The following is a 26,968-nucleotide window of genomic DNA, read 5'->3' as shown; positions in this document are numbered from 1 at the left end:
TCCCTTATTGCAGTTATTATCTGCATACACATGAAAATTAATTATAAAAAACACAAAAGATATGATGAAAAAATTATTCTCGAGGAAAGAGCGTATTACCAATATGTTCCTTCAAAAGGCATGTATTTTTCTACTGACTTTATTCACCATGAATATGTCATTTGCACAAAGAGATACAGATCATTGGTTTGCCCCAATGATGAAAAGAAATACAAACGATGCTGAGCAGCAAGGGTTATACTTTTCCACAGATTCTGTAACTCCTTTTCCCATAGAAATATACAACAATAATATTCTGATTGGTACCGTTACGGTCAGTAAGGGAAATCCACAAGTCTTCGATGTACCTTTTCAAAATATGATAACCACATCCGTGGCAGATTTATTCAAACCTGTCAAAATGGGATTGCATACAACAGGCACCAAACCCTACTTCGTAACTTTCAGATTTTCATCGCTTAATCATGCAGAAATATTAACATCTAAAGGGAAAGCAGGAATTGGTAAACTTTTCTATGTAGCAGCAGCTCCCATAACAGAACCCAACTATACTGGTCTAAATTTTACTACGGGGATATTAGCTACAGAAGACAATACGAAGATTACAATCTCCGGATATTCTCCTAATGTAGTATTCTCCAATAATATGACAGGCACCACAAATCCTACAATAAACTTTACCCTCAATAAGGGACAATCATACATCATTGAAGGTGACGGAGATGAAATTGGAAACCGCAAAGGTTTTATCGGTGCAAAAATTACTGCAGACAAACCTATTTCAGTTACCAATGGTAATTTCAACGGGCAATTTTCTCTGAATACCAGTTCTACTACAAGTTTCGGAACGGATATTATGATGGACCAGTCAGTTCCGGTGGACAGATTGGGTAATGAGTTTGTGCTGGTAAAAGGAAATGCTAATATCAGTGAACGGATTGAAGATGCATTAATTATTGCAACAGAAGACAATACTCAGGTATTCATCAATAATTCAGCTACACCCGCAGCCACGCTTAGTGAAGGACAAAGTTACAGGGTTAATGAAGCATCAAATACAAATTACATCAATCAGGGTAATAATCATTACAACATGTACATCAGAACGACTAAAAATGTTTATGTATATCAACTGCTGGGAGGTGTTGCCAATGATTCATGGGCTGCAACAGGTGGATTCAATTATATTCCTCCTCTTAATTGCTTTTTACCCAGAAAAATTGACGAAATTGGAATGATTAACATCCTTCCCCCTACGGTCAATACTGTAAAATTAAACATACTAACAGAAACCGGAGCAACCATTATGGTTAATGGAAGTACTCCTCCTGCTACTCAGGGACCTTATCCGGTAAGCGGAACCGGCAATTGGGTTTCTTACTCAGTTCCAAACATTACGGGAAATGTAACAGTAACTTCCACTAAGGCTGTCACTGCAGGAATTGCAGGAGGAAGTGGAGCTGTAGGATATGGTGGCTATTTTGCCGGATTTTCTTCTATCCCGGTTATTGCAAAAACTACCGGAGAGTGTATTCCGGGAATTATGCTGCAAGTTGATGACAGTTTTGACAGCTACCAATGGTATAATGGAAACAATCCGATTCCGGGTGCAACAAGTTATTCCTATACTCCAACACAATCAGGAAATTACACCGTAAAAATTACAGTTGGCTCATGTCCGCCAGTCGTTACACCTATGTATAAAGTTTATACCTGCCTTAAGGAGACAACTATCAATGAAACTATATGTGACGGAGTAAAAGAGATTGTACCCACATTCTCAGCCTCTACCCAGACGGTAGTACCAGGAACTGTAACAATCATTACTCCTCCTGCTCATGGAAATGCTGTTATTGATCCAGCTACAGGAGTAATCAGCTATGCTCCTTCTTACGGCTATATTGGTGCGGACAAGATCATTTATAAATTCTGTGGAAACAATCCTGATTTTACAGACTGTGAAGAAGTTACTTTGAACCTGACTGTATCTGAAAGTCCGGTAGTAAATGATTCCTTAATAAGAACCTGCTTCCTTGAAGCCAATCCAGCCACAGGATTATTTGATCTCACCCATGTGAATGTAACCTTAGCTACCGGAATTACCAGGAAATACTATCCTTCTCTTGCTGATGCCCATGCAGGAACGAATGAAATTTTAACTCCTGCCAATTACATCGCACCTAATGGAGTTGTTTACATAAAAGTAATCAACGGGAGTGGCTGTTATAGAGTAGCCATGGTAACTCTTGTTGTTTTACCTCCTGCAAAATCTGACGTACTGACAGATAAAATCATATGTATGGAAGGAAAAACAACACTTGATGCCGGACCAGGATTCTCCAATTATGAATGGAGTACCGGAGCAACTACTCAAACAATTGAGAACGTAGGCGTTGGAGTTTACTGGGTAAAAATAAAAACCGGAGAATGCACTACCCTGCAGACGGTAAAGGTATATGCTTCGGAACAACCCGTAATTTCAAATATCGATATCTCAAACAAAACAATAACAGTGAATGTTATAGGAGGTACCTCACCATACAGATACTCCATGGATAATATCAACTGGCAGGATTCAAATGTATTCACCAATATCAATAGAGGAAACGCCAGCATCTATGTAAAAGACGGTTATAATTGTGACCCGATAAAAGTGGATATCACAATCCCGAACCTGATCAATGTAATTACACCCAATGATGACGGAGTAAACGATGTTGTAGATTATTCTTCATTAGCTGTTAAGAATAACCTGGTCTTTAGTATTTTTGACCGATATGGAAGTAAAATTTTTCAGGCTGATAAATCCAACGGTTACAAATGGAATGGAACCGCCGACGGCAGCAGAAGAGTTACTACAGGCACCTATTGGTATGAGTTAGGCTGGAACGAGCCTGATGCCAAGCAGACCTCAATAAAGTATTCAGGCTGGATTCTCGTTAAGAACAGAGAGTAATACTTAAATTAAAACTATATTGAATGAGCCACAAGTATCTTCTCGTGGCTCATTTTTGTTAACGGCTTGATTAAGTTCGCCTAGTGATCATATAAAAACAATAAAAACAAAAAAAATAATAAAAATTTAAACTCTTCTTAACCACAATTTCAAAATCATATTTTTTTTGTTCTATTTTCAATAATTTAATACTTTTTATCACTAAATTTGTGGTAAAGACCACCGCTGAATGAAAAAAATTTTATGTTTTTTGTTTATGTTTTGCATATTCACCTCTGCTCTTGCCCAGTTGGACCGGGAGCATTGGTTTGCTCCAATGATAGACAGAACAACCGCTCCCAATCCTTATCAGAAACTTTATTTATCCACTAACAGAACAACTCCTTTTCCTGTAAGCATTTACAGTAATAATGTTCTGATCGGGACTGTAAATATCAGTAAAAATAATCCGCAGAAATTTGATGTATTAAGGGATTATATTATTACCAAACTGCAGGGAGATTTGTTTACCCCAACCACTAAGGGATTATATCTTAAGGCTGAATTTCCTTTTTATGCTAATTTAAGGTTCTCAGTATTCAACCATGCAGAAATTATTACTTCCAAAGGAATTTCTTCTACAGGACTGAAGTTTTACGCTGCAGCCGCTCCTATTACTGTGAGCAATTCCATTCTGAATTTCATGACCAGCGTACTGGCAACTGAAGACAACACAACTGTTACCGTTTCCGGCTATAGTCCTACCGTACAATTTTCAAACGGAATGACAGGAGCTGCAAACCCGTCTATAACATTTACCTTAAATAAAGGCCAATCTTATATTATTGACGGAATCGGCAATATAGCAGGAAACTTTAACGGCTTCATAGGCTCAAAAATTATTTCAAACAGACCCATTAATGTCACCAATGGGAATTTTAACGGCCAATATGCAGGAAATTATCCAGCCAGCTCAGATATTTTAATGGATCAGGCAGTACCTGTCAACAGACTTGGGAATGAATTTGCCATTGTAAAAGGTAGCGGACCGATTGGTACCCGTACAGAAGGAGCCATTGTAATTGCTACTGAAGACAATACTCAGATCTTTGTCAATAATGAAATACCGCCGATAGCAACCCTTAATGCAGGGAAATACTTTATTGTTCCCGACTCCAAATATATACTTCAGGGAAACGGTCATTATAATTTATATCTAAAAACCTCTAAAAATGCTTATGTCTACCAGATTTTAGCGGGAGATTCAAATGCAGGAAGTGAAGTATTTACAGGCGGATTCAATTTTATTCCAGCATTAAACTGTTATCTTCCCAAGCAGATTAATGAACTGGGACTAATTAATGAAAATTTTGTTCATTCCAACGGTCATCCCGGAGGTATTCTGAATATCACCACCAAGCTGAATATTATTACAGAAAGAGGAGCTAACATAACAGTGAACGGAGCTAATCCTCCTGCAATAACCGGCCCTTACAATATGACAGGCACAACGAATTGGGTTACCTATGGTATTCCCAATGTAACGGGTACGATTACTGTAGTTTCAGATAAAGCGATTATGGCTGGTATTACCGCCGGAAGTGATGCTGTAGGATATGGAGGCTTTTTTGCCGGCTTTCCTACGCAACCCGTTATTTTACAGTCCGGAGGCGGCTGTATTCCAGGAATGGTTCTTACCGTAGATCCTTTAATCTATGATACCTATCAATGGTATAGAAACGGTGTTATTGTTCAGGGAGCTACCACTTCATCAATCACCCCTACATTACCAGGATATTATACGTGCTCTGTAACAATGGGAAGTTGCGCTCCTTTGGTTACTGAGCAATTTAAAGTTCTGAACTGTACAAAACTTACCAATACATCATATAACGTTTGTAATGCTAAAACCATAGTTCCTGCATTCAGTACTTCATCACAGACTCCTAATCCAAGTACTGTAGCTGTTACGACAGCACCTTCATTGGGCACAGCGGTTGTAAACCCTGCTACCGGTATTATTACTTATACTGTAAACACCATGGGTACAACAGGAACAGATACATTCACTTATACATTCTGCGGAGACGATCCTGACTTCCCGGATTGTGAAACAGTAACCGTTACCCTGAATGTTCAGGCTCTAACGGTAACGAATGCAACATTATTTGCCTGTGACGTTAACGGGCAGGGAACTTTTAACCTGACAACAGCAAATGTTACCAGCAATTCACCTGTTACCATTACTTATTACCCTACCCTTCTGGATGCTCAGAATGAAAATGCTGCAGCATTGATAACTAACACAACCGCCTATACCGCAACTAACGGAACAATTGTATACGCAGTTGTTAATGATCATATTGGCTGTAAAAATATTGCACAGATAACACTATCTCTTTTTAATAAAGCAATTGTACTGGATAACTACAATGGTGTTTTCTGTGATGATAATCTGGATGGAACAGTTACAGTTATACTTTCCAATATAACCCCAATTGTACTTAATAATCCGAATTACTTTACCAGTGTAAGATACTATGGCAATCTTGCAGATGCCAATGCAGGAAACAACAATACCCTTCCTAACAACTGGAGCTATACAGCCACCACAACCATTTACATCAGAGTAGATTCTCCTGACGGATGTGCTTCTGTGATCAAACCTTTACAATTCAGTATTGGAGCCAAAATAACATTGATTACCAAAACCGTTACAGAAAGTACCTGTGATGATGATCTGGATGGAATAAAAAGTGTAAACTTAACCCAGTTTATCCCTCAGTTTACATTAGATCCGAATGTAACCTACACTTTTCATTCAACTTTAGCAGATGCACAGAATAATGTGAATGCAGTTTCATCCCCTGTAAATATTACAACTTCACAAACCTATTATATCCGTTTCGAAAAAAATGGAGTCTGCCCTGAAGTAGGTACTCTGAAAATCAACATTAAAGTACCTAAGAAATCAGATATTTTAAAAGACAAGGCAATTTGCCCGAAAACCACCACCACACTTAATGCAGGGCCTGGGTTTGAAAAATACTTATGGAGCACCGGTGCAACCACTCCTTCCATTACAAACGTTGCTCCAGGAAATTATTGGGTAGAACTTACCTTCAACGGCTGTGTTTACAAGCAATATGTAAATGTTACTGAATGGCCGCTTCCTATAATAACCTCTATTGAAATTGATGGAACAACGGTAAAAGTTGGGGCAAGCGGTGGTACACCTCCTTATGAATATTCTTTAGATAGTGTGGTATGGCAGAGTTCTAATGTTTTCTACAATGTACCCAGAGGAGCACACAATGTATTTGTAAGAGATTCTAAAATGTGTGCGGACGTTAAAAAACCATTTGCCATTATTAATCTGATCAATACTATTACTCCGAATGGCGATGGTTATAATGAAGTAATAGATTATTCTGCTTTAATGAAGAATGATAATCTTGTCTTCCGGATCTTTGACAGGTATGGTGCAGAGGTCTTCAGAGGTACTCCTGAAAACAGATACACCTGGGATGGAAGAATTGGCGGCAGGTATGTTCCTACAGCAAATTACTGGTACTTTATCACCTGGACGGAATATGGCTCAAACCTTACGGTAAAATACACAAGCTGGCTGCTTGTAAAACATAGATAAAAACAGAAATCCGGAAGAAAGAACAGTTGAACATTCAGCACTTCTTTCTTCCGGATTTTTTATAAATGTTTTGTTTTTTAAATGAATGACAAGTTTCTAACACTCCTTAACAATTAAATCCCAAAGTTTAATATAACTTTAACCACTATTCTTCATCTAACTACACAGAATTGCTTTATTTCTATGTAATTTTGCGCATTATATGAAGAAACTGTTTACTCTACTGCTATTGGTTTTTCTGGCAAAAATTAATGCACAAATATATTCCGGGGAGGTATTTCTGAGAGACAACTCTATTTTATATCTCAATCAGGTGTATGTCACCAACTTGAATACACAAAAAACCGTTCTTACGGACTACAATGGTAATTTTAATATTCCGGCCAACACCGGGGATGTCATTCGGTTTACCTCTATCGTTACCGAAAGAAAAGATATCAAACTGACCCCTCAAGCCATGGAACAAAAAAATCTGGTTGAGCTTAAAATCGCCTATTATGAAATTCAGGAAATTGTTCTCAGCAGGTTCAAACCTACCGGAAACCTTAGGTATGATGTAAACTCTTTAAGAAAAGAAGATAAAGCTTATGCGCTTAAAAAAGTAATTGGTCTTCCAGAGCCCAAAGGAGATGGAACACCTCCTGAACTTCCTGTTGCCGGACTTCGGGATGGAGGACTTACTTTCAGCCTTGAAAGCATCTATGATATTCTTTCAGGAGAAAGAAAGAAAAAGCAGCGTTATCAGGCCTACGAGAGGATGAACAGTTCTGTAGCACAAATCAAAAATTATCTGGGTAAAGATTATTTTGTCAAATTTAAAATACCGGAAAACTTAATTGACAACTTCCTTCAGTTTGTTTATTCTTCAGAAAATATCCAGGCTTACGTGTTGGCAGGCAACTTTGAAGCAGTGAAAATTCCTATTGAAAAATATCTTCCTATATATCAAAAAAGGCTTAGAAGTTCGCACCTTCAGGACGTTGTAGGCGGTAACTAGAAAAATCATGAAGTAAGCAAGAACGCGCTCCATCAGTATTTTAGAAGACAAGAATATAACTACAAAAGGCTGAATATTTATTGCTTTGCATAATAAACTATTCAGCCTTTTTTTTTATCAAGTAATACTTTATTTCTTGATCACTTTTATAGATTGGGTTACATCTTCCATTTCAATATTTACGAAATAGATTCCCGGAACCAATCCTGACAAATTAATTTGAGATTTGGCAGTATTAAGCTTATAACTAGAGACAAATTTACCAGATGCATCTACTACAGAAACCGATTTCACTTTTGAGGGTGATTCAATATGTAAAATATCAGTTACCGGATTTGGGAATGCCTTAATTGAAACTTTACTTGATTCTTTGACAGACAACACATTACCAATATTTAAGGTATAATCTTCAACCTGACCAAAAGCTGCATTCCCACAAGGAGTTTGATTAGAATAATTATTTGGATCGTTTAGATTCGCATTGTTTAATCTTACTCTCATACGAACTGTTCCTAATGTAGCAGTAGGCGGTATTGCAATCTGCCCAACCAAAGGAGTGTGGTTGTTACCAACAGTTTCTAAAACCTTCTCTCCTGCATCGTCAAAATCAAAATCATTATTAAAGTCTATCCAAACTAAAACCTGATCCCAAATTCCTTGATTCAGACTTAGTGCCGAAAAATCATAAGTCTGACCTAATACAACGTTTCCAATTATGGATGTATAATCTTCGTAACCTATTACATAGTCGTTTGATGAATTGTTATTGATATCAGCAAATGTAACATTGTTTATTCTCGCAAAAACAGGATGGTTAGTACCTGCGTTACAAAAATCAGTTGGAGGGGTTGTAAATGAATAGACAGGGCATCCGGTCGCACTACCCGCTGTATTTTTGGGTACAGCTTTCCAATAATAAGTTGTAGATGGCATCAGACCTGAAACATCATAACTTGTACCGGTTATAACATTGGAAATAAGTGTGCCTGGATTTGAGTTTTGATCCATATATATATCATATGAATCAACGATACTCCCTGTAGAAGGACTATTCCATGTTAATTTTGCTGAGGGAGTATAATGCACACCTGTTGCCATATTTGCAGGAGATATCAATGCAGAACAATTAGGTGCTGTAGCAGGAACAGCAGTCACGCTCACATCATCCAGGAACATTAAAAAATTAGAATTATTATGTCTAAAAGCAATATAAACCTGCTGTCCCGCATATGCGGATAGATCAATGGTTTTAAGATAATATTTCTTAATGGGTCCGTTACTATTTACAGTTTCAGTTAATAAAGGTCCATTTGCTAAAAATGCGGCTACACTGTTTGTTGTTGCAGCATAAACAGAATAGGTTTCAGTTGTATTTTGTAATACCTTCACCTTATACTTAAGTTGTGCGGAGGACGCCGTAGACAGATTAATTACCGGTGAAACAATATAATTATCCGGATGGGAGTTAATTCCTACAGATACAAGCGCAGGATTTGTGTTATAGCTTTGCTGAGTATCATTAAAGTCATACCAATTTTTCCCGTCGCCATCCTGATCATAGACAGTCCAGTCTGTAATATCTAAATCATCAAAATTATCGGAAAAATAAGTTTGTGCATATCCAAACGATGCTAATAAAAGCGAAAAAGTAAGTAATAATTTTTTCATACAAGTCAGTATTTTAGTTTTTTCAAAAAGGCAACAAGAAGTCTATCCTGTTCATTAACCTTCTATTGATAAACCAAATCTAAATATATTTAGCAGTGCATTTTCCATAATTTAGATAAGTATATTAAATGATGTAGGCTTTATGCGGGCTTGACGTATATATGATGTAGGCAATATAGAAATGTAAAAATGATTTTAGTCCATCTGTGTTCCTTTTCAAAATTTCTTTTCCTTAGATAGAATAAAACCAACTTACCATTTACCACAGTACCTACACTATGAATTATTCAAATTTTACAATATATTACTCTTCAATTTTCAAAAATATGTGTAATTTTATCTCACAAACAAGTGTTTAAAATAAAAACACTGGTATTTCGTTATTCAAATAAAACTACAACCGCTGAAAACAAATTAAAAGAGAAGCACCAAATTTTTAATTTAATATTAATTAATGAAAAAAGTACTTTTACTTCTTTGTTGTATGTTTTTCGTTGCTATGTCTTCTCAAAAAAAAGGGAAAGACTACAGTAATATTTTGAAAAGTAAGAATATCTACGAGATCAATGCCTTTTTGAGAGATGCCCACCCTGATGATCCCCGAAGATCCGTTCTGAAACCCAGGGTCATGGAAATGATGAAAGAGTATATCAAAAATGCTCATCCAGCTGATCAAAAAGTAAAAGATATGCAGGAAATGCTTGCGATGCTGAGAAGAAGACCTTCTACCAAAATTACTTTTGATGAAATGAATGCGATCATCAAACAAAAGCAGATTGCAAAATATAAGGCCGAGCTGGCTGCCAAACAATCTACCACAGTGTATACACCGAGTACCGCTCAAAATACATATGTTGTCAATACCACTGCCAATACTACAATTCCTAATGCGGAAGCAGAAGAATTCAATATGCTGATGGCTGTTTCTCCTGTAGAACATAAAAACAGGACTGTAAAAATCTTAAATTCCTTATTTGATAATGATCCTAATGCTAAAGAATGCATTGTTTTGATTCAAAATAAATCAGACTGTAATATCATTGTAAGAATAGAAGGCGTAGGAACTACCAAATACAGACTGGCAGTTCCTGCTCAGGGTGAAGGATCCATTGTTATAGAAAAAGGACAGTATCTATTTACCAGTCTGGTTTGCGGGGCTCAATATGCTTCACAAAAAACGATCGAAAGACCCATTATGGTGGCTTTGGGACGTCAATAATACAAACTAAAAGCATATGATCTCTATGTCTTTTACTACCAAAAGACATAGAGACTCCATAAATTTTCACTATTTTTGCACTCATTTTATAACTCAATGGGCAAAAATAAATTAGCAAGATTTGCAGAAAACAAAATATTACCGAATGTAATCCAGCCAACAAGAGAAGATGCTTTAAATGGCTTCGATCTAAAAGGAAAATGGAGAGATAATTTCTTTAAAAATGACAATCCGGTTGTACTGGAATTAGGTTGTGGAAAAGGAGAATATTCGGTAGGACTCGCAAAAACATTTCCTGAAAAAAACTTTATCGGAGTAGATATTAAAGGTGCAAGATTTTGGTTCGGAGCGAAGGAAGCTGTAGAAAACAACATGAATAATGTAGCGTTTTTGAGAACTCAGATCGAACTTGTTGATTATTTCTTTGCAGAAAATGAGGTAGACGAAATTTGGATTACGTTCCCGGATCCACAGATTAAATACAAAAGAACAAAACACAGATTAACACATCCGGATTTTTTAAACCGATATAAAAAGTTTCTGAAACCAGGAGGAATCATTCACCTGAAAACCGATTCAGAATTCCTGCATGGGTATACGCTTGGATATTTACAGGGTGCAGGTTACGAGATCATCTCTGCCCACCATGATATCTATGGCGCCCCGGAATATGACCCTAATACAGAGCATCTGAGAGATATCAAAACGTATTATGAAGAGCTGTTCTCAGCAAAAGGAAAAACCATTACTTATATCAAATTCCGGATAAGCTGATGAAATAAAAACCTGATGAAAAAAAATTTTCTAACAATTTTATTCCTCACATTTCTTATCCCGGGCTTTATACAGGCTCAGAAAAGCAGTAAAGATATTTTAAGAAGCACAAACATTAAAGAAATTGAAGAATACCTGAAGAACGCACACCCTGATGACCCTAAAAGGACGGTGCTGAAACCCAAGCTTATTGCTTTAAAAAACTCGGAATGGACAAAGGGAGCCCGTACCGCCAAACCTATGGAAGCAAGGCCAGTAATTGCCGATATTCCGAAGAGTGCGATGAGGAATCCTAATTCTGACGATGCGGAAGAGTTTAAAAAGCTTATCGCTGAAACCTCTGCCGAACATAAGGAAAAAACAGTGAAGCTTCTGAACGCTATGTTTAATGAGGATATCAGCCGCAATGAAGCGATTCTCTTATTCAAAAATAATTCTGACTGCAATATTGTATTACGGATAGAAGGAAAAGAATTTTATAATCTGGCTGTTCCTGCCCATGCAGAAAACTTCATTGTGCTCAAAAAAGATTCATATACATTAAGCAGCAATACTTGTGATCTGAAATATTCATCCCGGAAAGACATTAAAAAAAGTATATTTGTAACAGTAGACAACCCGAAACCCTCCAACGTTGAACTGAAATCTATTCAAAAGGAGCCGATAACGGAACAATCACAGAAAAAACAAAAGTCAAAAAATAAAATAGGATGAAAAAACTATTAGTTCTTACCGGAATTTCTCTGATTCTTGCCAGCTGTAATGTGAATTACGGAGGCTATCCGGGAAGGACATCCTACCCTTATCCTGCTAATAATTCGGGGAACAGAGCCAATACAGAAAGAGAATATAATGATCTTATAAAAACTTATAAGCCGGAAACAGCCGATGTCCTTAATGATCTCCTCAACAGTGATGATCCTAAAAATCCCAGAACCTCTATTTCTGTAGAAAATAAGTCTCCATGTAATATGGTGCTTACGGTAAGCGGAGGTAATTTTTTTAAGAAAATTCCCATTGGCGCAGGGAAAATAGGATATACTATGGTTCCGAAAAATCAAAATTACAGATTATCGGGTATGCTTTGTAACTCGGTCTACCAGTCTACAAAGTTTGTCACAACCTCTTACTCTATAAAACTTTCAAACTAACATATAACCTGCAAGGTCCTGCAGGTTTTTATTTTTAATGAATATCTGATCTCCATTGTAATGGCTGGTGGCTGTAGCATTGTTTTTAACCTTTCAGAATAAACTCCAGTAGACCAAGTATAAAAGTATTTTTCACTGTTTAAAAGCTCTTAATTAGCGCTGTCCCGAAACCAATATATTCAGGCAAAGAAGATATAATCAAAATAGTATCCTTAGAAATAATTTCTGATATAAACAATAAAAAAACGCTGGATCGAAATCCAGCGTTTTTCCTATATTAAAGAAAATCTTCAATTATTCTGCATCGAAATCAGCATCTGTATCAGCAGATACTTTTTCTCCTTCTTCTTTAGATTTTTCTTTATCAGCTTTTCTTTGAGACTGACCTTCTTTGATAGATTCAGAAACTACGCTAAGGATCATATCAATAGACTTAGAAGCATCATCGTTTCCTGGGATAACGAAGTCAACTTTTCTAGGGTCAGAGTTTGTATCAACGATCCCGAAAACTGGAATACCTAGTTTCTTAGCTTCAGTTACCGCGATGTGTTCTCTTAAGATATCAACTACAAATACAGCAGATGGAAGTCTCACCATGTCAGCGATAGAACCTAAGTTCTTCTCAAGGTTAGCTCTTTGTCTGTCAACTTGTAATCTTTCTTTTTTAGATAAAGTTTCGAACGTACCGTCTTTTTTCATTTTGTCGATAGAGTTCATCTTCTTTACAGCCTTTCTGATAGTAACGAAGTTCGTTAACATACCACCTGGCCATCTTTCTGTAATATAAGGCATATTAAGTTCAGAAGCGTGTTTTGCAACAACTTCTTTCGCTTGCTTTTTAGTAGCTACGAAAAGAACTTTTTTACCTGCAGAAGTTAATTTTTCTAAAGCGCTGCACGCTTCATCCAATTTAACTGCTGTTTTATGTAAGTCTACAATGTGAATACCGTTTTTCTCCATAAAAATGTATGGAGCCATATTTGGATTCCACTTTCTAGTCATGTGACCGAAGTGTACGCCAGCCTCTAAAAGGTCTTTTACATTTGCTTTTGCCATGTTTTCTGTTTTTGTTAGTTTACTTTCCGTCTTTTAAACAATCAACAACTTCTTTAGATGGGAGAAGCGTTTGGATGCTAAACGTAACGGGCAATTGGCGGTCTGCTTTTTTGCTTTTGGCAATGGGCTTTTCGCCGAGATTAAGTTTAAAAAAAATTTAATACATTCCTGTAGACAGTAGCCATAAGCCATCTGCCAACGAGAAATCTTAACGTTTTGAGAATTGGAATCTCTTTCTTGCTTTTTTCTGACCTGGCTTCTTTCTTTCCACCATTCTTGCGTCTCTTGTAAGTAAACCAGCTGGCTTCAATGCTAATCTGAACTCAGCGTTGATTTCGCATAAAGCTCTAGAAATACCTAATCTGATAGCCTCTGCCTGACCTGTATTTCCACCACCGAATACGTTTACGGTAACGTCATACTGACCAACAGTCTCAGAAAGGATAAACGGTTGGTTTAATTTGTAAACCATCACGTCTGTAGAGAAATATTCTTTAGCATCTTTACCGTTTACTGTAATAACACCAGAACCTGGTTTTACATAAACTCTCGCTACAGAAGTTTTTCTTCTTCCGATTTTGTGAACTATAGACATAATTAATTATTTAAATTCGTTAACATTAATTGTTTTTGGCTGTTGAGCTTCATGTTTGTGCTCAGTTCCTTCATATAAGTAAAGGTTCTTAAGGATAGCAGCTCCTAATCTGTTTTTAGGTAACATACCTTTTACAGATTTCTCTAATACCTTTAAAGAATCTTTCTTTTGAAGTTCAGCCGCAGTCATAGACTTCTGTCCACCAGGATATCCTGTATGCCAGATATAAGTCTTATCAGCCCACTTGTTTCCGGAAAGTGTAATTTTCCCAGCATTCAAAACGATTACGTTATCACCACAATCTACGTGAGGTGTGTAGTTCGTTTTGTGCTTACCTCTCAAAATCTTTGCAACCGTAGAAGCTAATCTACCTAACGGCTGTCCTTCAGCGTCTACCACAACCCATTCTTTATTAGCAGTAGCTTTGTTCGCTGAAACAGTTTTGTAACTTAATGTATTCACACGTTTTAGTTAAAGATTAAACATAATTTACCCCTAAAAGGGTGTGCAAAGGTACAAATTATTTTCGTAACCAAAAAACATATTTCATTTAATCTATATAATCTTCGTGCTACACCCCGCTATCAATAGATTTTAACACTATTTATACTTTTGGCACAGATCTTGCGAACTGATGAGCCGATGAAAAAACACTTCGAAGATTCTAAAAACACCAATGAAACAGCAAAGAGTTTATTCCCTCAACTCTTTCTTTTATTAAATTTACTTTAAAGATTTCCGTAAAATACCTGGATATAACTATAATTTCATTGAAATAATTATATTTGCGTTAATCATATTCCATAATTTCATGAGCCACGGAAAACTAAGAGAAGACAAAACCTGCCTGAACTGCGGGCATCAGGTTGAAGAAAGGTTCTGCCCTCACTGCGGACAGGAAAATACTGAAAGACGACAGCCCTTTTATTTTCTTTTTACCCATTTCGTTGAAGATTTTACGCACTATGACGGTCAGTTCTGGGGGACCGTAAAAAATTTGTTATTTAAACCCGGCAGACTAACGAACACTTATCTTGAAGGGAAAAGACAAAAATTCGTGCCTCCTGTGAAGCTTTATATTTTTGTCAGTTTTATTACATTTTTTGTTTTTGCCCTGTTTCCTATGGTTGATATAGGTTCTGCGAAAGAGGGAAATATTGCAGAAAAAAGTAAGACCAGCCTTTTAAAAGTCATGAAACCTGTCGAAAAACAAAAGCTGATAGACAGTATACAAGCCAAAAAACACCTTACTGAAAAAGACTCTCTTGCCATTGAAGGAATAAAAGCAGTTCCTGACTCTTCTGAAATAGAAGACATCATTGACATGGACAAAAAAATAGATCCGGACGTTAGCTTTGGAGAATATAAAACCAGGAAGGCTTATGATTCTGCTAAAGCCAAAAACCCATCATCTCTCGGTTTTATTGAAGCTCCCATTGTTCACAAATTCTTTGAACTAAAAGAAAAGGGTGTAAAGAAAAAGGAGATTATTGCCGGGATGATAGAAAAGTCTTTCCATAATCTTCCCAAAGCACTTTTTATTTACCTTCCTCTTTTCGCGTTCTTTTTGTGGATCTTCCACAGTAAGAAAAAATGGTGGTACTTTGATCATGGAATTTTCACTCTGCATTACTTCTCATTTTTATTGCTTACCATTTTATTCATATTCCTACTTTTCAAATTGGCAGGCCTCACAGATTTCTGGCCGCTGAATACTATTTTATATTTAATAATATCCTTCCTGCTATTATATACTATGGCCTATTTCTTTATTGCTCACAGGCGGGTTTATCGTGCCCATGGCTTGGTAAGCATTATTGTCGGAATGATACTATTCACTATTAATTTTATGGCATTCATGTTTTTACTTCTAGGGCTTGCCTTAATAAGTTTCATGATGATTCATTAATAAAAAAGAGGCTGTCACATTGGAAAGCCTCTTTTTATTTATTTTCTTAATGATTTAGTTGCCCTAAAACTTGCTATTACATAATAGGCGACAAACACCATAGAAAACTTCAGAATGGATGGAATAGCAAGTTCAAGTTTAAAAATTAAAGTACCTGCCACAACCAGAATAGCCATCACTACGAAAGATAGTCCCAGTTTTTTAGCTAACGTAAAATTCGGAGTATCCAGATAATAAGCAATGCCCCAGGCTGCACCAAAAGCAATAGCATAATAGAACTCTAAACCAATATTCTCTGAACTTAAAAAGAAATAATTAATCAGGAAGCTTACTACAGTTCCCAATGTGAAATATATCAACGCTTTTTGCATGTCTGTAAAAATATGCTGCAAAAATAAAGAATTTAATTGTGGTGCAGAATCTTTGGAACTAATTAATTATTGAACCATACGCTGCTATTGTAGATCAGGATAATTTGACAGTATCATTAAAAACAATACAATATCACCCAAAAAGGTAATTGAATACAAATATCACAAATTATACATTTGAAATAGAATTAATAGCTGAATTCACAAACCCAAAAGTCAATAGACATGAAAAAAATCCCTCAAAAAACAGTAAAAATCACACACTTTAAAGAAAATAATGTTGAAGTGAATGTAATTATCAGTGCCAATACACAATTTGGCGACCCGCATTTTATCATTAATGGAAAGAGAATAGATGATAACAATTTAAATGACGATAAATTTTCTTTTACTATTCCAAAAGCAGATTTAGCATCAGACCATTTACTTTTCGCGACTTCTTTCAATATTAATATGCAGGTGAACCATCTGCAGATATTGATCAATACGTGCAGGATAAAGTTTGAATTCCCTCAGATTCCTTCCAGGAATTTTCATTTCAATCCTTTTGAAGGTAAAACAACTGATGATTTATCCGGTAAGTTTATCTATGGTGTTTATAAATACATAAAAGTTGAGCTATGAAAAAGATCTTAATAGTAGCAGCACTGATATCCAATATGACATTATTGTTTGCTCAAAGTAAAGAAATCAGTGCAGAGTTAAACAAACTGGAACTTTCCAATGCTCCCAGTGTAATGCTTCTCGGTTTGGCAAGTTCAGATTTGGAAACCCCAAAATCAAAAAAAGCTTTCATGACCAGTATTGTCAATTCATTCAGCGAAAATGACGGTCTTCCCAATGCCTATGCTGTAGAACTCACCCCTACCCATTTATTTCCTCTGACGGAAATGGATGCTTTAAAGTATGCCGGCATTAAAAGCATTAAAAAACCAGATAATAGTTATGTGTATAAAAACAACATTTTCAGTGAAGCAAAAAATGTTTCTGTCTCGTTTGCCTTTGTGAGAAATTATAAAATTGAAGATCTTGACACGGAAAACCCTTCGGTATCTTTTTCTTTAAGAACCACCGTATTTAAAATAAGGAATAAAAAAAACATAGAGGCTATTACGAAGTCAAACGCCAATATATCAAAACAATTAACTGATATTCAAAAAGAGTTTGAAAGATCACAGGAGTATAATGATATAGAAACATCCAATGCCAGCCCAGATGAAAAAAATGAGAGGAGAGCAAGGGCATTAGAAAAATTTGTCACCGATTATTACAAAACGGAAACTGAAAACTATAAGAAATACCTTGATGAAAAACCTGCTTTTCAATTAGATGTTGCTTCTGCCTACAGTACTTTCTTTTTAGATAATCAGTTCAAGAATAATCAGTTTGGAAAATTGGGATTCTGGATGACCATGAGTTCCGGGATCAATCTGGAAAGAACAAAAACTCCGAAGAAAAAAGAAGATGAAAACAATGAAAAATCAAAAGTAATCATCAAAGAAGCTTCCACCACAGACGCTTCAAAAATTGAGAAAAGATTGAATTTCTACGCTGTTGCAAGATACATGCAGGATAAAACAGTTTATGATATTGCCAATGGATTCAGCAGAACTGATAATTATGATTTTGGTGGCAAAATAGAACTCGTATACAACAGATTCTCTATTGGCTATGAATTCATTTACAGAAGCAGCGATCTGGATAACACCTATCGTTCCAACGGAATCATCAACTATAAAGTATCTGACAGTGTGTACATCAATGCTGCTTTCGGAAAAAATTATGGTGACAAGAATAATCTTATTACATTTTTAGGATTAAACTGGGGACTGGACAGCAAAAGAAAAACTCTTTTCTCAGAAAAACAGTAATACAGATAGTTTCCCCTGAAATAAAAAACAAACTACAGGGCAATACAATAGAAAAATGTCAGCGGAACTTTATCTGCTGACATTTATATTTTTACAGAAAAGTGTAATAATCTGTAAAATACAGACCTTACCTCTAACAAAGTCTTTCGGAGGAAAAAAATAATTATCGCAAATTACTGAAAATCACAACATTAATACACACAACAGGGTTTTCATTTTATTACTATATTTGAGAACTTAGAAACTTTCTAGAATTTTTATGGAAACCCAAAAATATACTCCAACCAACAAGGTAAGAATCGTAACTGCTGCCTCATTATTTGATGGGCATGATGCTGCGATCAATATTATGCGTCGTGTTATTCAGGGAACAGGATGCGAAGTGATCCACTTAGGACACGATAAATCAGCAGAGGAAGTTGTAAATACAGCTATCCAGGAAGATGCCAATGCTATTGCATTAACTTCATATCAGGGAGGTCACAACGAATATTTCAAATATATCTATGACCTTTTGAGAGAAAAGAATTCTCCGCAGATCAAAATTTTTGGTGGCGGTGGCGGTGTAATCCTTCCGGAAGAAATCAAAGACCTTATGTCTTACGGAATTGACAGAATTTATTCTCCGGATGACGGCCGTGAGCTTGGGCTTCAGGGAATGATTGATGATCTGGTACACCGATCAGATTTCGCTACCGGAAAAGATGTTACCGCAAAAGATCTTGATGATATCAGCTTTGAAAACCCGTCAAGTATTGCACAAATCATCTCAGCCGTTGAAAACTTTTCAGAAGAAAAACCTGAGCTTGTAAAGGCAATCGACGAAAAATCCAAAGACTTAACCATTCCGATTATTGGTATTACAGGTACCGGAGGTGCGGGTAAATCTTCTTTAACAGATGAACTGGTAAGACGTTTCTTACGTTCAAATACCGATAAAAAAATCGCTATTATTTCCATCGACCCTTCGAAAAAGAAAACAGGAGGTGCTTTATTGGGAGACAGAATCCGTATGAATGCGATCAATGATCCAAGAGTTTATATGCGTTCTATGGCAACCAGAGAAAATAACGTTTCTGTTTCTCCTTTCATTCACTCTGCGCTTAATGTACTGAAACTGGCTCATCCGGATGTTATTATTCTTGAAACTTCAGGGATCGGGCAGTCTGGTTCGGAAGTTTCCGATTTCGCAGATGTTTCCATGTATGTAATGACTCCTGAATATGGAGCTTCTACACAGTTGGAAAAAATCGACATGTTAGACTATGCGGATCTAGTAGCATTGAATAAATCTGACAAACGTGGTGCACTGGATGCTCTTCAGGCAGTAAGAAAACAGTTCCAGAGAAACCATTTACTATGGGAAAGCCCGTTAGATGATATGCCGGTATATGCCACCAAAGCTTCTCAGTTTAATGATCACGGAACAACAGAATTATACAACAGATTAGTATCAAAAGTAAATAATAAATTCTCTGAATTAAATCTAAAAACTTTTGTAGAACAGGAAGTTACAGAAGAAGTAACCATTATTCCTCCAAAAAGAGTCCGTTACCTTTCTGAAATCGTTGAAAACAACAAACAATACGACATCAATATTGAAAAGCAGGCTGAGTTAGCCAGAAAAATGTATCATATTGAAGGCGTTAAAAATATCATTTCGAATGAAGTTCTGGATGCTGAATACCAAAAGGCAGAAAAAGAGCTTCAACAGGATAACATCGACTTCTTAAAGACTTGGGACGATACGAAAAAGGCTTTCCATGCCGAGTTTTATTCTTATTACGTAAGAGGTAAAGAAATTAAAGTGGAAACGTTCACAGAATCTTTATCTCACTTGAGAATTCCAAAAATTGCATTACCAAAATACAATGACTGGGGAGATCTGATCAAATGGAAAGGCCAGGAAAACCTTCCGGGAAGCTTCCCTTATACTGCAGGTATTTATCCGTTCAAAAGAACAGGTGAAGATCCAACAAGGATGTTTGCAGGAGAAGGAGGTCCTGAAAGAACCAACAGAAGATTCCATTATGTTTCTGCAGAAATGCCTGCAAAACGTTTATCTACAGCATTTGACTCTGTAACGTTATACGGTCAGGATCCTGCTTTACCACCGGATATTTATGGTAAAATCGGGAATGCGGGAGTTTCTATTGCAACATTAGATGATGCGAAGAAATTATATTCCGGATTTGATCTTGTCAATGCACTAACCTCAGTTTCAATGACGATCAACGGTCCTGCACCGATGCTACTGGCTTTCTTTATGAATGCTGCCATCGATCAGAATGTTGAAAAATATATCAAAGAAAACGGTTTAGAAGCTAAAGTAGAAGCTAAGCTTAAAGAAAAATTTGACGATAAGGGGTTAGAAAGGCCAAAATATAACGGTGAACTTCCTCCATCCAATAATGGCTTAGGACTACAGCTTTTAGGATTAACCGGTGATGAAGTAATCCCTGCCGATGTATATGCAGAAATTAAAGCTAAAACGATTGCTACGGTTCGTGGTACTGTTCAGGCAGATATCTTAAAAGAAGACCAGGCTCAGAATACGTGTATTTTCTCTACGGAATTTGCCCTGAGATTGATGGGTGACGTTCAGGAGTATTTTATCAGAGAAAAAGTAAGAAACTTCTACTCTGTTTCCATTTCAGGATATCATATTGCTGAAGCAGGAGCGAATCCGGTTTCCCAATTGGCATTCACACTGGCTAACGGATTCACTTACGTGGAATATTACTTAAGCCGTGGAATGGATATCAATGATTTTGCTCCCAACCTATCTTTCTTCTTCTCCAACGGTATTGACCCTGAATATTCTGTCATCGGACGTGTAGCAAGAAGAATCTGGGCAAAAGCCATGAAATTAAAGTATGGCGCTGACGAAAGAAGCCAGATGCTGAAATACCACATCCAGACTTCGGGACGTTCTCTGCACGCTCAGGAAATTGATTTCAACGATATCCGAACTACGCTTCAGGCACTGTATGCCATCTATGATAACTGTAACTCTCTCCATACCAATGCTTATGATGAAGCAATTACAACTCCTACCGAGCAGTCTGTAAGAAGAGCAATGGCAATCCAGCTAATCATCAATAAAGAATTAGGATTGGCTAAAAACGAGAATCCGCTTCAGGGATCATTTATTATTGAAGAATTAACGGATCTTGTTGAGGAAGCTGTATATGCAGAATTTGACAGAATCACAGAAAGAGGAGGTGTTCTTGGAGCGATGGAAACGATGTATCAGCGTTCAAAAATCCAGGAAGAGTCAATGCATTACGAATGGCTGAAACATACAGGTGAATATCCGATTATCGGAGTAAATACTTTCTTAGGAAAAGACGGTTCACCAACAGTTTTACCTGGAGAAGTTATCCGTTCTACGGAGGAAGAGAAACAGGCACAGATTGAATCCCTTCATAACTTCCAGCAAGCAAATGACAGCAGATCCGAAGAGGCTCTGAAACAACTTCAGCATGCAGCCATCAACCAGCAAAACTTATTTGAAGTAATGATGGATGCAGTGAAATACTGTTCTTTAGGACAAATTACCAACGCTTTATTTGAAGTGGGTGGTAAGTACAGAAGAAATATGTAATCTACAGATACAATCATTATAATTTATAAATACATGAAATCTCCCTATTTTTGGGAGATTTTTATTTTTACAATGAAACCAAAAGCTTTATTCAACTGGAGCAGCGGAAAAGATTCTTCCCTGGCTCTTTACAAAATACTACAGGAGGATCAATATGAGATTTCCACACTGCTTACCAGCATTAATAAGAAGTTTCAACGGATTTCCATGCATGGAGTTCATGTATCGCTTTTAGAAAGACAAGCGGAAAGCCTCGGAATTCCATTGATTAAAATGGAGCTTCCTAAAGAACCGTCAATGGAAGAGTATCAGCAAATTATGAGTACAACAATGGCCGGAATTCAAGCTCAGGGTATTACCCATTCCGTTTTCGGTGATATTTTTCTGGAAGATCTGCGAAAATACAGAGAAGACCAATTAAGTGCTGTCGGTATGAAAGCCGTATTTCCCTTGTGGAAAGAAGATACATCCAACCTCATCCATGAATTTTTAGATCTTGGTTTTAAAACCATTGTAACCTGTGTAAACGGAACTTATCTGGATAAAAGTTTTGCCGGACGAATTATTGATCAGCAATTCATTGATGACCTTCCTGAAAATGTAGATCCATGCGGAGAAAACGGAGAATTTCACACCTTTACTTTTGATGGGCCCATTTTCAAAAATCCGATTCAGTTCGAAATCAGGGAAACCGTGAAAAAGACTTATCCCAAACCTAAAACAAGCCCTGAAGAAGAAGATAGCGAATATGTTTTCTGGTTCAGTGACCTGGTATTAAAATAAGCCTGTGAATTTCTTACACAGGCTTTTTCAATGTATTCTCTTTTCGACGGTACTTCCGGTTAGAGTATAAAATATGATACAAAGACTCATTAAATTTATATTAACTTGATCCGCCAGCCTATCTTAGCACGCAATTTGCTTCCCTTACTGCTCTTCAGGATATTTTAGTATCTTTAAGAATATCAATCATCATTTAAAAATACAACACCTGTGATCAAAAATTTATTATTCCTGTCCTTTTTCTGCTTTTTATCTTCCTGTACCACAACTGAGGTTTCAAAAATTGCCCCGGTTGATAAAAAAGCTATCATTGATTCAACCATTGTTGCTTTTCAGAAAACACTTTTAGAGCAACAGATTGATTCTGCTTTCAAAAAATATCATTTCAATGGAAGTATTGCCGTCTTTAAAGATTCTACCCTACTTTACAGAAGGGAAAACGGATACTCAGATTTTAAAAGAAAAACTAAAATTGACAGCAATACCATTTTTGCGATCGGATCTGTGAGCAAACAATTCACCGCTGTTTTAGTCTTGCTTCAGATGGAACAGGGAAAACTTAATGTAACCGATAAGGCATCAAAATACCTGAAAGAATTTCAGACCAGGGAATATGAAAATATTACGATTCATCAACTGTTAAACCATACTTCCGGATTGAATCTTATGGGTGGAAAGCTGATGTTCAAAAGCGGAACAGATTTCTATTATTCCAATGATGGCTTCAATGCACTTGGAAAAATTGTGGAAAAAGTCTCTGGAAAATCTTATCATGAAAATGCATTGGAACTTTTTAGAAAAGCAGGGATGACTCATTCCTCAACAGGAGATATTTTTAAAGGTCATAATTTTGCCAGTGCTTATGTTGGTACTCCTGTTAAATTCTCAGAGGTTCCCAATATGCCGAAAAGATTAGGAGGACCAGAAATCGGAACGCCTGCCGGTGGAATACTTTCTACCATTCAGGATCTTCACTCATGGAATAATGCACTGTACGGCGGAAAAATTTTGAAACCTGAAACATTGAAACTTTTCATGGCCAAAAGCGCAGAAAGGCATCATGCTACATTTGGAAAAATGGGTTATGCTTACGGAATCATGCTTAATATCGGCCAGCCTAATTCCTATTTCCACAGTGGTTATGTAAAAGGTTCTCCCTCTTTAAATATTTATTATCCGGACACTAAAACATCCATAATCATTCTTTCGAATATTGCTGATGAGGAAAAAGGAAAAGGTGCGATCTTCAGACCTCATATTGAAGTAAAAAAGATCACTGATCATCTGGAGAATACACTTACACAACTTAGACCAAAGCATTAGTTTACTGGTAATTTTCTATGCCGGATCCAGAAATTCCTGCATTTTTACAAGGTTCTTTTTATGTTCCAGAAAACTGAATACCGCAAAAGCAAGAGATACCTGCAATACGAAAGGAAGAACTAGAGTCACCAGAACTCCAACAACATCTGTATAATTTTGTTGGCTGAAAAACTGGTAAGCATAATCTCCGCTCTTCAATGCTACCTGCGTCATAGAAGTGGTGCATACAACCATTAATCCGAGATTCTGCTGATACATGGTATAAAGACATTTTCCTTTGTATTTAAAGTCTGCTTTTATATATTTCCAGATTTTATAATTAAAAATCCATATCAATATGGTTGTCAATACAAATGATCCATTAAGAAGTCTGAAAAGTATTTTATAGTCCTCCTGATTTCCTGCCAAAAAAATCAATATAAGGTTAACACCAAATGCCAGAACACCTATCATCAAAGATTTTTTGAAAAGGCTGCTGTATTTTTCCTGAATAATTCTTTTAGCAATCAAAGGAATTTTAGTGGGATAAAATAACAGGTAATTAACCATCTTAAACTCGCCATCCCAGGATTCTTTTACCTTTAAGAAAGCTTCCTCGAAATTGATATTCTCATTAAACTGAATATCTGAAATCTGGCTGATCATGTGATCTCTGATTTCCACCAGAATATCTAAGGACAGCTCCTGAGTGATCAGATAATCCGTAATTTTATTTTCCTGTAATTCGGTGATCATATATTGAATATTGTCTGTAGGTTAAGTAAATAGCTTTTCATCTCAGTCTCCTGTTCTGCCTGTTGTTTTTTGCCTTTTTCTGTCAACAGGTAATATTTCCTGTCTCTCCCGTTAATCTTCTGAATTTCGGAAGTGATCATTCCATCGCTTTCCAGTTTATGCAACAATGGATAGAGTGCCCCTTCTGTCATTTCAAGCTCACCAAGAGTAAGTTCTTTCGCTCTTTGAGTAATCTGATACCCATACATTTTAACTTCTTTTGAGAGGAGCTTCAAAATAATATTCTGCAGGGTACCTTTATAAAGACTATTCTTTTTCATAGAATGATTTATATACATTGCAAACTTATGCATAATTTTCTTATGCATGTAAATTTAATACAAAAACTTTTTAAATTGCCGAATGAAAAAAATGTACTTCATTGCGGTTTATCCTCCTCAGGAGATTATTGAAGATATAAAAGTATTTAAAAAAGATCTGGCAACAAACTATGCCAAATTCCAAGGCTTTGAAAAATGAAGCACATATTACACTCTTTCCTCCGTTTTCAAGAGAAATTGAATTAGAGGAGGATATTCATATTGCTTTTCAGAAGATCAACACGGAAATCACACCTTTTGAAGTGGAACTGGATGGCTTCGGAAGCTTTCCCAATCCTAAAAATCCTGTACTTTACATTCAGCCAAAAGAAAACATTCAATTAACAGAGCTTTATCATAGGGTAAAGGAGTATTTTAATTTTGCTCAGTATTCTTTTCACCCGCATATGACTGTAGGATACAGAGATCTGACCTGGGAAAATTATCTTAAAGCCTGGGAAAAATATGAAAACAGGGAATATAAAACTAAGTTTTTAGTTGATAAAATAGTACTTCTTCGTCATGATGGCCAGTGGATCCCTATCGCAGAGAAAAAACTGAAAAAATAAAACCGGCTGCTGGAGCCGGTTTTCATATCATTTCATTTATTCTTTAATGACTTTCTGAGAAATAATCAGATTTTTATTTTCTTTTACATTCAACAGATAAGTACCTGCCGGATAGTTTTTAATATCAACCTTTATTGCAGAATCATTCAGTTCAAACCTGGATGGAATAAGCTTTCCTGAAGCATCATATACTTCTACTTTTACCTCTTTTGAAAAACCTTGTTTTCCTTTAATGAAAATTTCTCCATCTGTTGGGTTGGGATAAATACTCAAACGACGCTCTTCAGCTTTTACTTCTGAAATTTTAAGCGTTGACTTACTCAGAGTCCATGAAACATTGGTAACATGAAGCGTACTGTGATTGTCTACTTTCAAAAGTGGGTTGTTATCAACTACCGAAAATGTCAAAGTATTATTTCCGTTATTAAGCTGCCCTGGAGTTATTGTAATACTATTTCCTGTTGCTCCGAGGGCCGTTCCGTTCAAGCTCCATGAATTGACCAGAGTATTCGGAATAGGAAGAATTTCGTTTACTGTGAAAGTAATATTGGATGTAGCATCAACGGTTGTATTATTGGCCGGAGTATAAGAATCTACAGGGGAAACCAGACTATGAATCCTTTCAATAATTGCCTCTTTACATACAGAGCAGAACTGTTGGTTAAGGTACCTCATTTCACAGCTCTGGTGCGGTCTGAACCAGCTTGGACTTTCAGCATGGGCATACACACCTACCCCATTTAATCCTACCCAGTTTTTCCATTTTATCGTGGCCGGATTAGAATTCTGTGTTTTGTTGGGAGATTCCAGCGAACCTGAAAACCAATATTCATCGGCCAACTTACCAAATGAGTGTCCCAGCTCATGCACTACAATTTCATTGGAAGATCCATTGAGCGAAGCAAAAGCATAAGTGCCTCCACAACCTCCATATTCTGTAGAATTACCCAGTACATAAGTAATATCATAGTCCGGGATATTGGCTGCCAGAACTTGTCCTACTTTATTGGTTGTATTACTGTATATACACCTGTGGACTCCTACATCAAACGTAGATCCTAGATAGTTATTGGGATTGGTTACAGGAATTACAGGCTCTGCCACATCAGTTGCAGTTCCGGGATGCTTCACTCCTGATTCTGTGGAAATCACTTTTACCGCATAGGCATTGAAGTAATTTTTATATTCAGTATAAGGGCTTTTTGTAAAAAGATAATTAATTGTATTCTGAGCTGATGTTGTAAAAGCAGTTTGCTGTGCAGAGGTGAATCCGTCACCTAACACTGCAATAACAATCCGCTTACTGTTGTCTCCATTCTGTAAAAGCGGAACGGTTTCGAATGTCTGTGCAAAACAACTGCTTCCAATTAAAAGGGATAATAAAGTTTTTTTCATGA

Annotated in this window: 22 protein-coding genes; 14 read left to right on the top strand and 8 right to left on the bottom strand. The window is 36.6% G+C overall.

Annotation, left to right across the window (positions count from 1 at the left end; translation table 11 throughout):
- Positions 1–61: 61 nt before the first annotated feature.
- From FB551_RS22880 to FB551_RS22870, 3 genes are all read left to right on the top strand, one after another.
- On the top strand, positions 62–2,956 hold the full coding sequence (locus tag FB551_RS22880) for a T9SS type B sorting domain-containing protein (RefSeq protein WP_226798777.1): 2,895 nt from the start codon (positions 62–64) through the stop codon (positions 2,954–2,956).
- A 229-nt stretch (positions 2,957–3,185) separates the two neighbouring features.
- Positions 3,186–6,584, top strand: a complete 3,399-nt coding sequence (locus tag FB551_RS22875) for a T9SS type B sorting domain-containing protein (protein WP_167497918.1) — start codon at positions 3,186–3,188, stop codon at positions 6,582–6,584.
- A gap of 202 nt (positions 6,585–6,786) precedes the next feature.
- Positions 6,787–7,581, top strand: coding sequence for a hypothetical protein (locus FB551_RS22870; protein WP_047435661.1), 795 nt, complete (start codon positions 6,787–6,789; stop codon positions 7,579–7,581).
- 129 nt (positions 7,582–7,710) lie between these two features.
- Here the strand turns inward: FB551_RS22870 and FB551_RS22865 are convergent, their stop codons facing one another.
- A complete protein-coding gene (locus tag FB551_RS22865) occupies positions 7,711–9,249 on the bottom strand; it encodes a GEVED domain-containing protein (protein ID WP_142019038.1) in 1,539 nt (512 codons plus the stop codon).
- A 454-nt stretch (positions 9,250–9,703) separates the two neighbouring features.
- On the opposite strand from FB551_RS22865, the gene FB551_RS22860 reads away from it, so the two are divergent.
- The 4 genes from FB551_RS22860 (at position 9,704) to FB551_RS22845 (ending at position 12,393) form a co-directional block, all read left to right on the top strand.
- A complete protein-coding gene (locus tag FB551_RS22860; protein WP_142019037.1) occupies positions 9,704–10,468 on the top strand; it encodes a DUF6759 domain-containing protein in 765 nt (254 codons plus the stop codon).
- Positions 10,469–10,564: 96 nt separating this feature from the next.
- Complete coding sequence (gene trmB, locus FB551_RS22855) at positions 10,565–11,242, top strand: tRNA (guanosine(46)-N7)-methyltransferase TrmB (protein ID WP_047435670.1); 678 nt, start codon at positions 10,565–10,567, stop codon at positions 11,240–11,242.
- Positions 11,243–11,257: 15 nt separating this feature from the next.
- Complete coding sequence (locus FB551_RS22850) at positions 11,258–11,956, top strand: DUF6759 domain-containing protein (RefSeq protein ID WP_142019036.1); 699 nt, start codon at positions 11,258–11,260, stop codon at positions 11,954–11,956.
- Positions 11,953–12,393 carry a DUF6759 domain-containing protein gene (locus FB551_RS22845; RefSeq protein WP_047435674.1) on the top strand — a complete coding sequence of 147 codons (441 nt, stop codon included), beginning with the start codon at positions 11,953–11,955 and terminating at the stop codon, positions 12,391–12,393. The genes FB551_RS22850 and FB551_RS22845 overlap by 4 nt, the downstream gene beginning before the upstream one ends.
- 294 nt (positions 12,394–12,687) lie before the next feature.
- Here the strand turns inward: FB551_RS22845 and rpsB are convergent, their stop codons facing one another.
- The 3 genes from rpsB to rplM all read right to left on the bottom strand — a co-directional run bounded on the left by rpsB (position 12,688) and on the right by rplM (position 14,506).
- Complete coding sequence (rpsB, locus tag FB551_RS22840) at positions 12,688–13,449, bottom strand: 30S ribosomal protein S2 (protein ID WP_034692922.1); 762 nt, start codon at positions 13,447–13,449, stop codon at positions 12,688–12,690.
- A gap of 208 nt (positions 13,450–13,657) precedes the next feature.
- Positions 13,658–14,044: a 30S ribosomal protein S9 gene (gene rpsI / locus FB551_RS22835; RefSeq protein ID WP_002976218.1), complete on the bottom strand. Its 387-nt coding sequence runs from the start codon at positions 14,042–14,044 to the stop codon at positions 13,658–13,660.
- 6 nt (positions 14,045–14,050) lie between these two features.
- Positions 14,051–14,506 carry a 50S ribosomal protein L13 gene (gene rplM, locus FB551_RS22830; RefSeq protein WP_002976217.1) on the bottom strand — a complete coding sequence of 152 codons (456 nt, stop codon included), beginning with the start codon at positions 14,504–14,506 and terminating at the stop codon, positions 14,051–14,053.
- A 349-nt stretch (positions 14,507–14,855) separates the two neighbouring features.
- On the opposite strand from rplM, the gene FB551_RS22825 reads away from it, so the two are divergent.
- Positions 14,856–15,953 (top strand): DUF3667 domain-containing protein, encoded by a 1,098-nt coding sequence (locus tag FB551_RS22825; RefSeq protein WP_142019035.1) that lies wholly within the window; start codon positions 14,856–14,858, stop codon positions 15,951–15,953.
- Between the two features lie 38 nt (positions 15,954–15,991).
- Here FB551_RS22825 and FB551_RS22820 read toward each other — a convergent pair whose 3' ends face one another.
- A complete protein-coding gene (locus FB551_RS22820) occupies positions 15,992–16,345 on the bottom strand; it encodes a hypothetical protein (RefSeq protein ID WP_310022440.1) in 354 nt (117 codons plus the stop codon).
- A 204-nt stretch (positions 16,346–16,549) separates the two neighbouring features.
- Between FB551_RS22820 and FB551_RS22815 the strand changes: the two genes are divergently transcribed.
- From FB551_RS22815 to FB551_RS22795, 5 genes are all read left to right on the top strand, one after another.
- A complete protein-coding gene (locus tag FB551_RS22815; protein ID WP_047435683.1) occupies positions 16,550–16,948 on the top strand; it encodes a hypothetical protein in 399 nt (132 codons plus the stop codon).
- Entirely contained in the window at positions 16,945–18,195 is a 1,251-nt protein-coding gene (locus tag FB551_RS22810; RefSeq protein ID WP_142019034.1) for a hypothetical protein, read from the top strand. The genes FB551_RS22815 and FB551_RS22810 overlap by 4 nt, the downstream gene beginning before the upstream one ends.
- 259 nt (positions 18,196–18,454) lie before the next feature.
- Positions 18,455–21,802, top strand: a complete 3,348-nt coding sequence (locus FB551_RS22805; protein ID WP_142019033.1) for a methylmalonyl-CoA mutase family protein — start codon at positions 18,455–18,457, stop codon at positions 21,800–21,802.
- A 72-nt stretch (positions 21,803–21,874) separates the two neighbouring features.
- A complete protein-coding gene (locus tag FB551_RS22800; RefSeq protein ID WP_142019032.1) occupies positions 21,875–22,585 on the top strand; it encodes a Dph6-related ATP pyrophosphatase in 711 nt (236 codons plus the stop codon).
- A 210-nt stretch (positions 22,586–22,795) separates the two neighbouring features.
- Positions 22,796–23,908, top strand: a complete 1,113-nt coding sequence (locus tag FB551_RS22795; RefSeq protein WP_226798776.1) for a serine hydrolase domain-containing protein — start codon at positions 22,796–22,798, stop codon at positions 23,906–23,908.
- Between the two features lie 15 nt (positions 23,909–23,923).
- Here FB551_RS22795 and FB551_RS22790 read toward each other — a convergent pair whose 3' ends face one another.
- Together FB551_RS22790 and FB551_RS22785 are read right to left on the bottom strand one after the other, a co-directional pair.
- The gene (locus FB551_RS22790) at positions 23,924–24,643 is read right to left on the bottom strand and encodes a hypothetical protein (RefSeq protein WP_142019031.1); all 720 of its coding nucleotides are present in this window, start codon (positions 24,641–24,643) and stop codon (positions 23,924–23,926) included.
- The gene (locus FB551_RS22785) at positions 24,640–24,963 is read right to left on the bottom strand and encodes a PadR family transcriptional regulator (protein ID WP_123279028.1); all 324 of its coding nucleotides are present in this window, start codon (positions 24,961–24,963) and stop codon (positions 24,640–24,642) included. Before FB551_RS22785 ends, FB551_RS22790 begins: the two co-directional genes overlap by 4 nt.
- Before the next feature lie 170 nt (positions 24,964–25,133).
- Between FB551_RS22785 and FB551_RS22780 the strand changes: the two genes are divergently transcribed.
- On the top strand, positions 25,134–25,571 hold the full coding sequence (locus tag FB551_RS22780) for a 2'-5' RNA ligase family protein (RefSeq protein ID WP_226798775.1): 438 nt from the start codon (positions 25,134–25,136) through the stop codon (positions 25,569–25,571).
- A 36-nt stretch (positions 25,572–25,607) separates the two neighbouring features.
- Here FB551_RS22780 and FB551_RS22775 read toward each other — a convergent pair whose 3' ends face one another.
- The gene (locus FB551_RS22775; RefSeq protein WP_142019030.1) at positions 25,608–26,966 is read right to left on the bottom strand and encodes a T9SS type A sorting domain-containing protein; all 1,359 of its coding nucleotides are present in this window, start codon (positions 26,964–26,966) and stop codon (positions 25,608–25,610) included.
- Between the last annotated feature and the right edge of the window lie 2 nt (positions 26,967–26,968).

Source organism: Chryseobacterium aquifrigidense (assembly GCF_006716485.1).
In the GTDB taxonomy this organism is placed as follows: Bacteria; Bacteroidota; Bacteroidia; order Flavobacteriales; family Weeksellaceae; genus Chryseobacterium; species Chryseobacterium vietnamense.
Note: the sequence above shows the minus strand (reverse complement) of the source record. Positions and strands in the feature narration are given on the sequence as shown.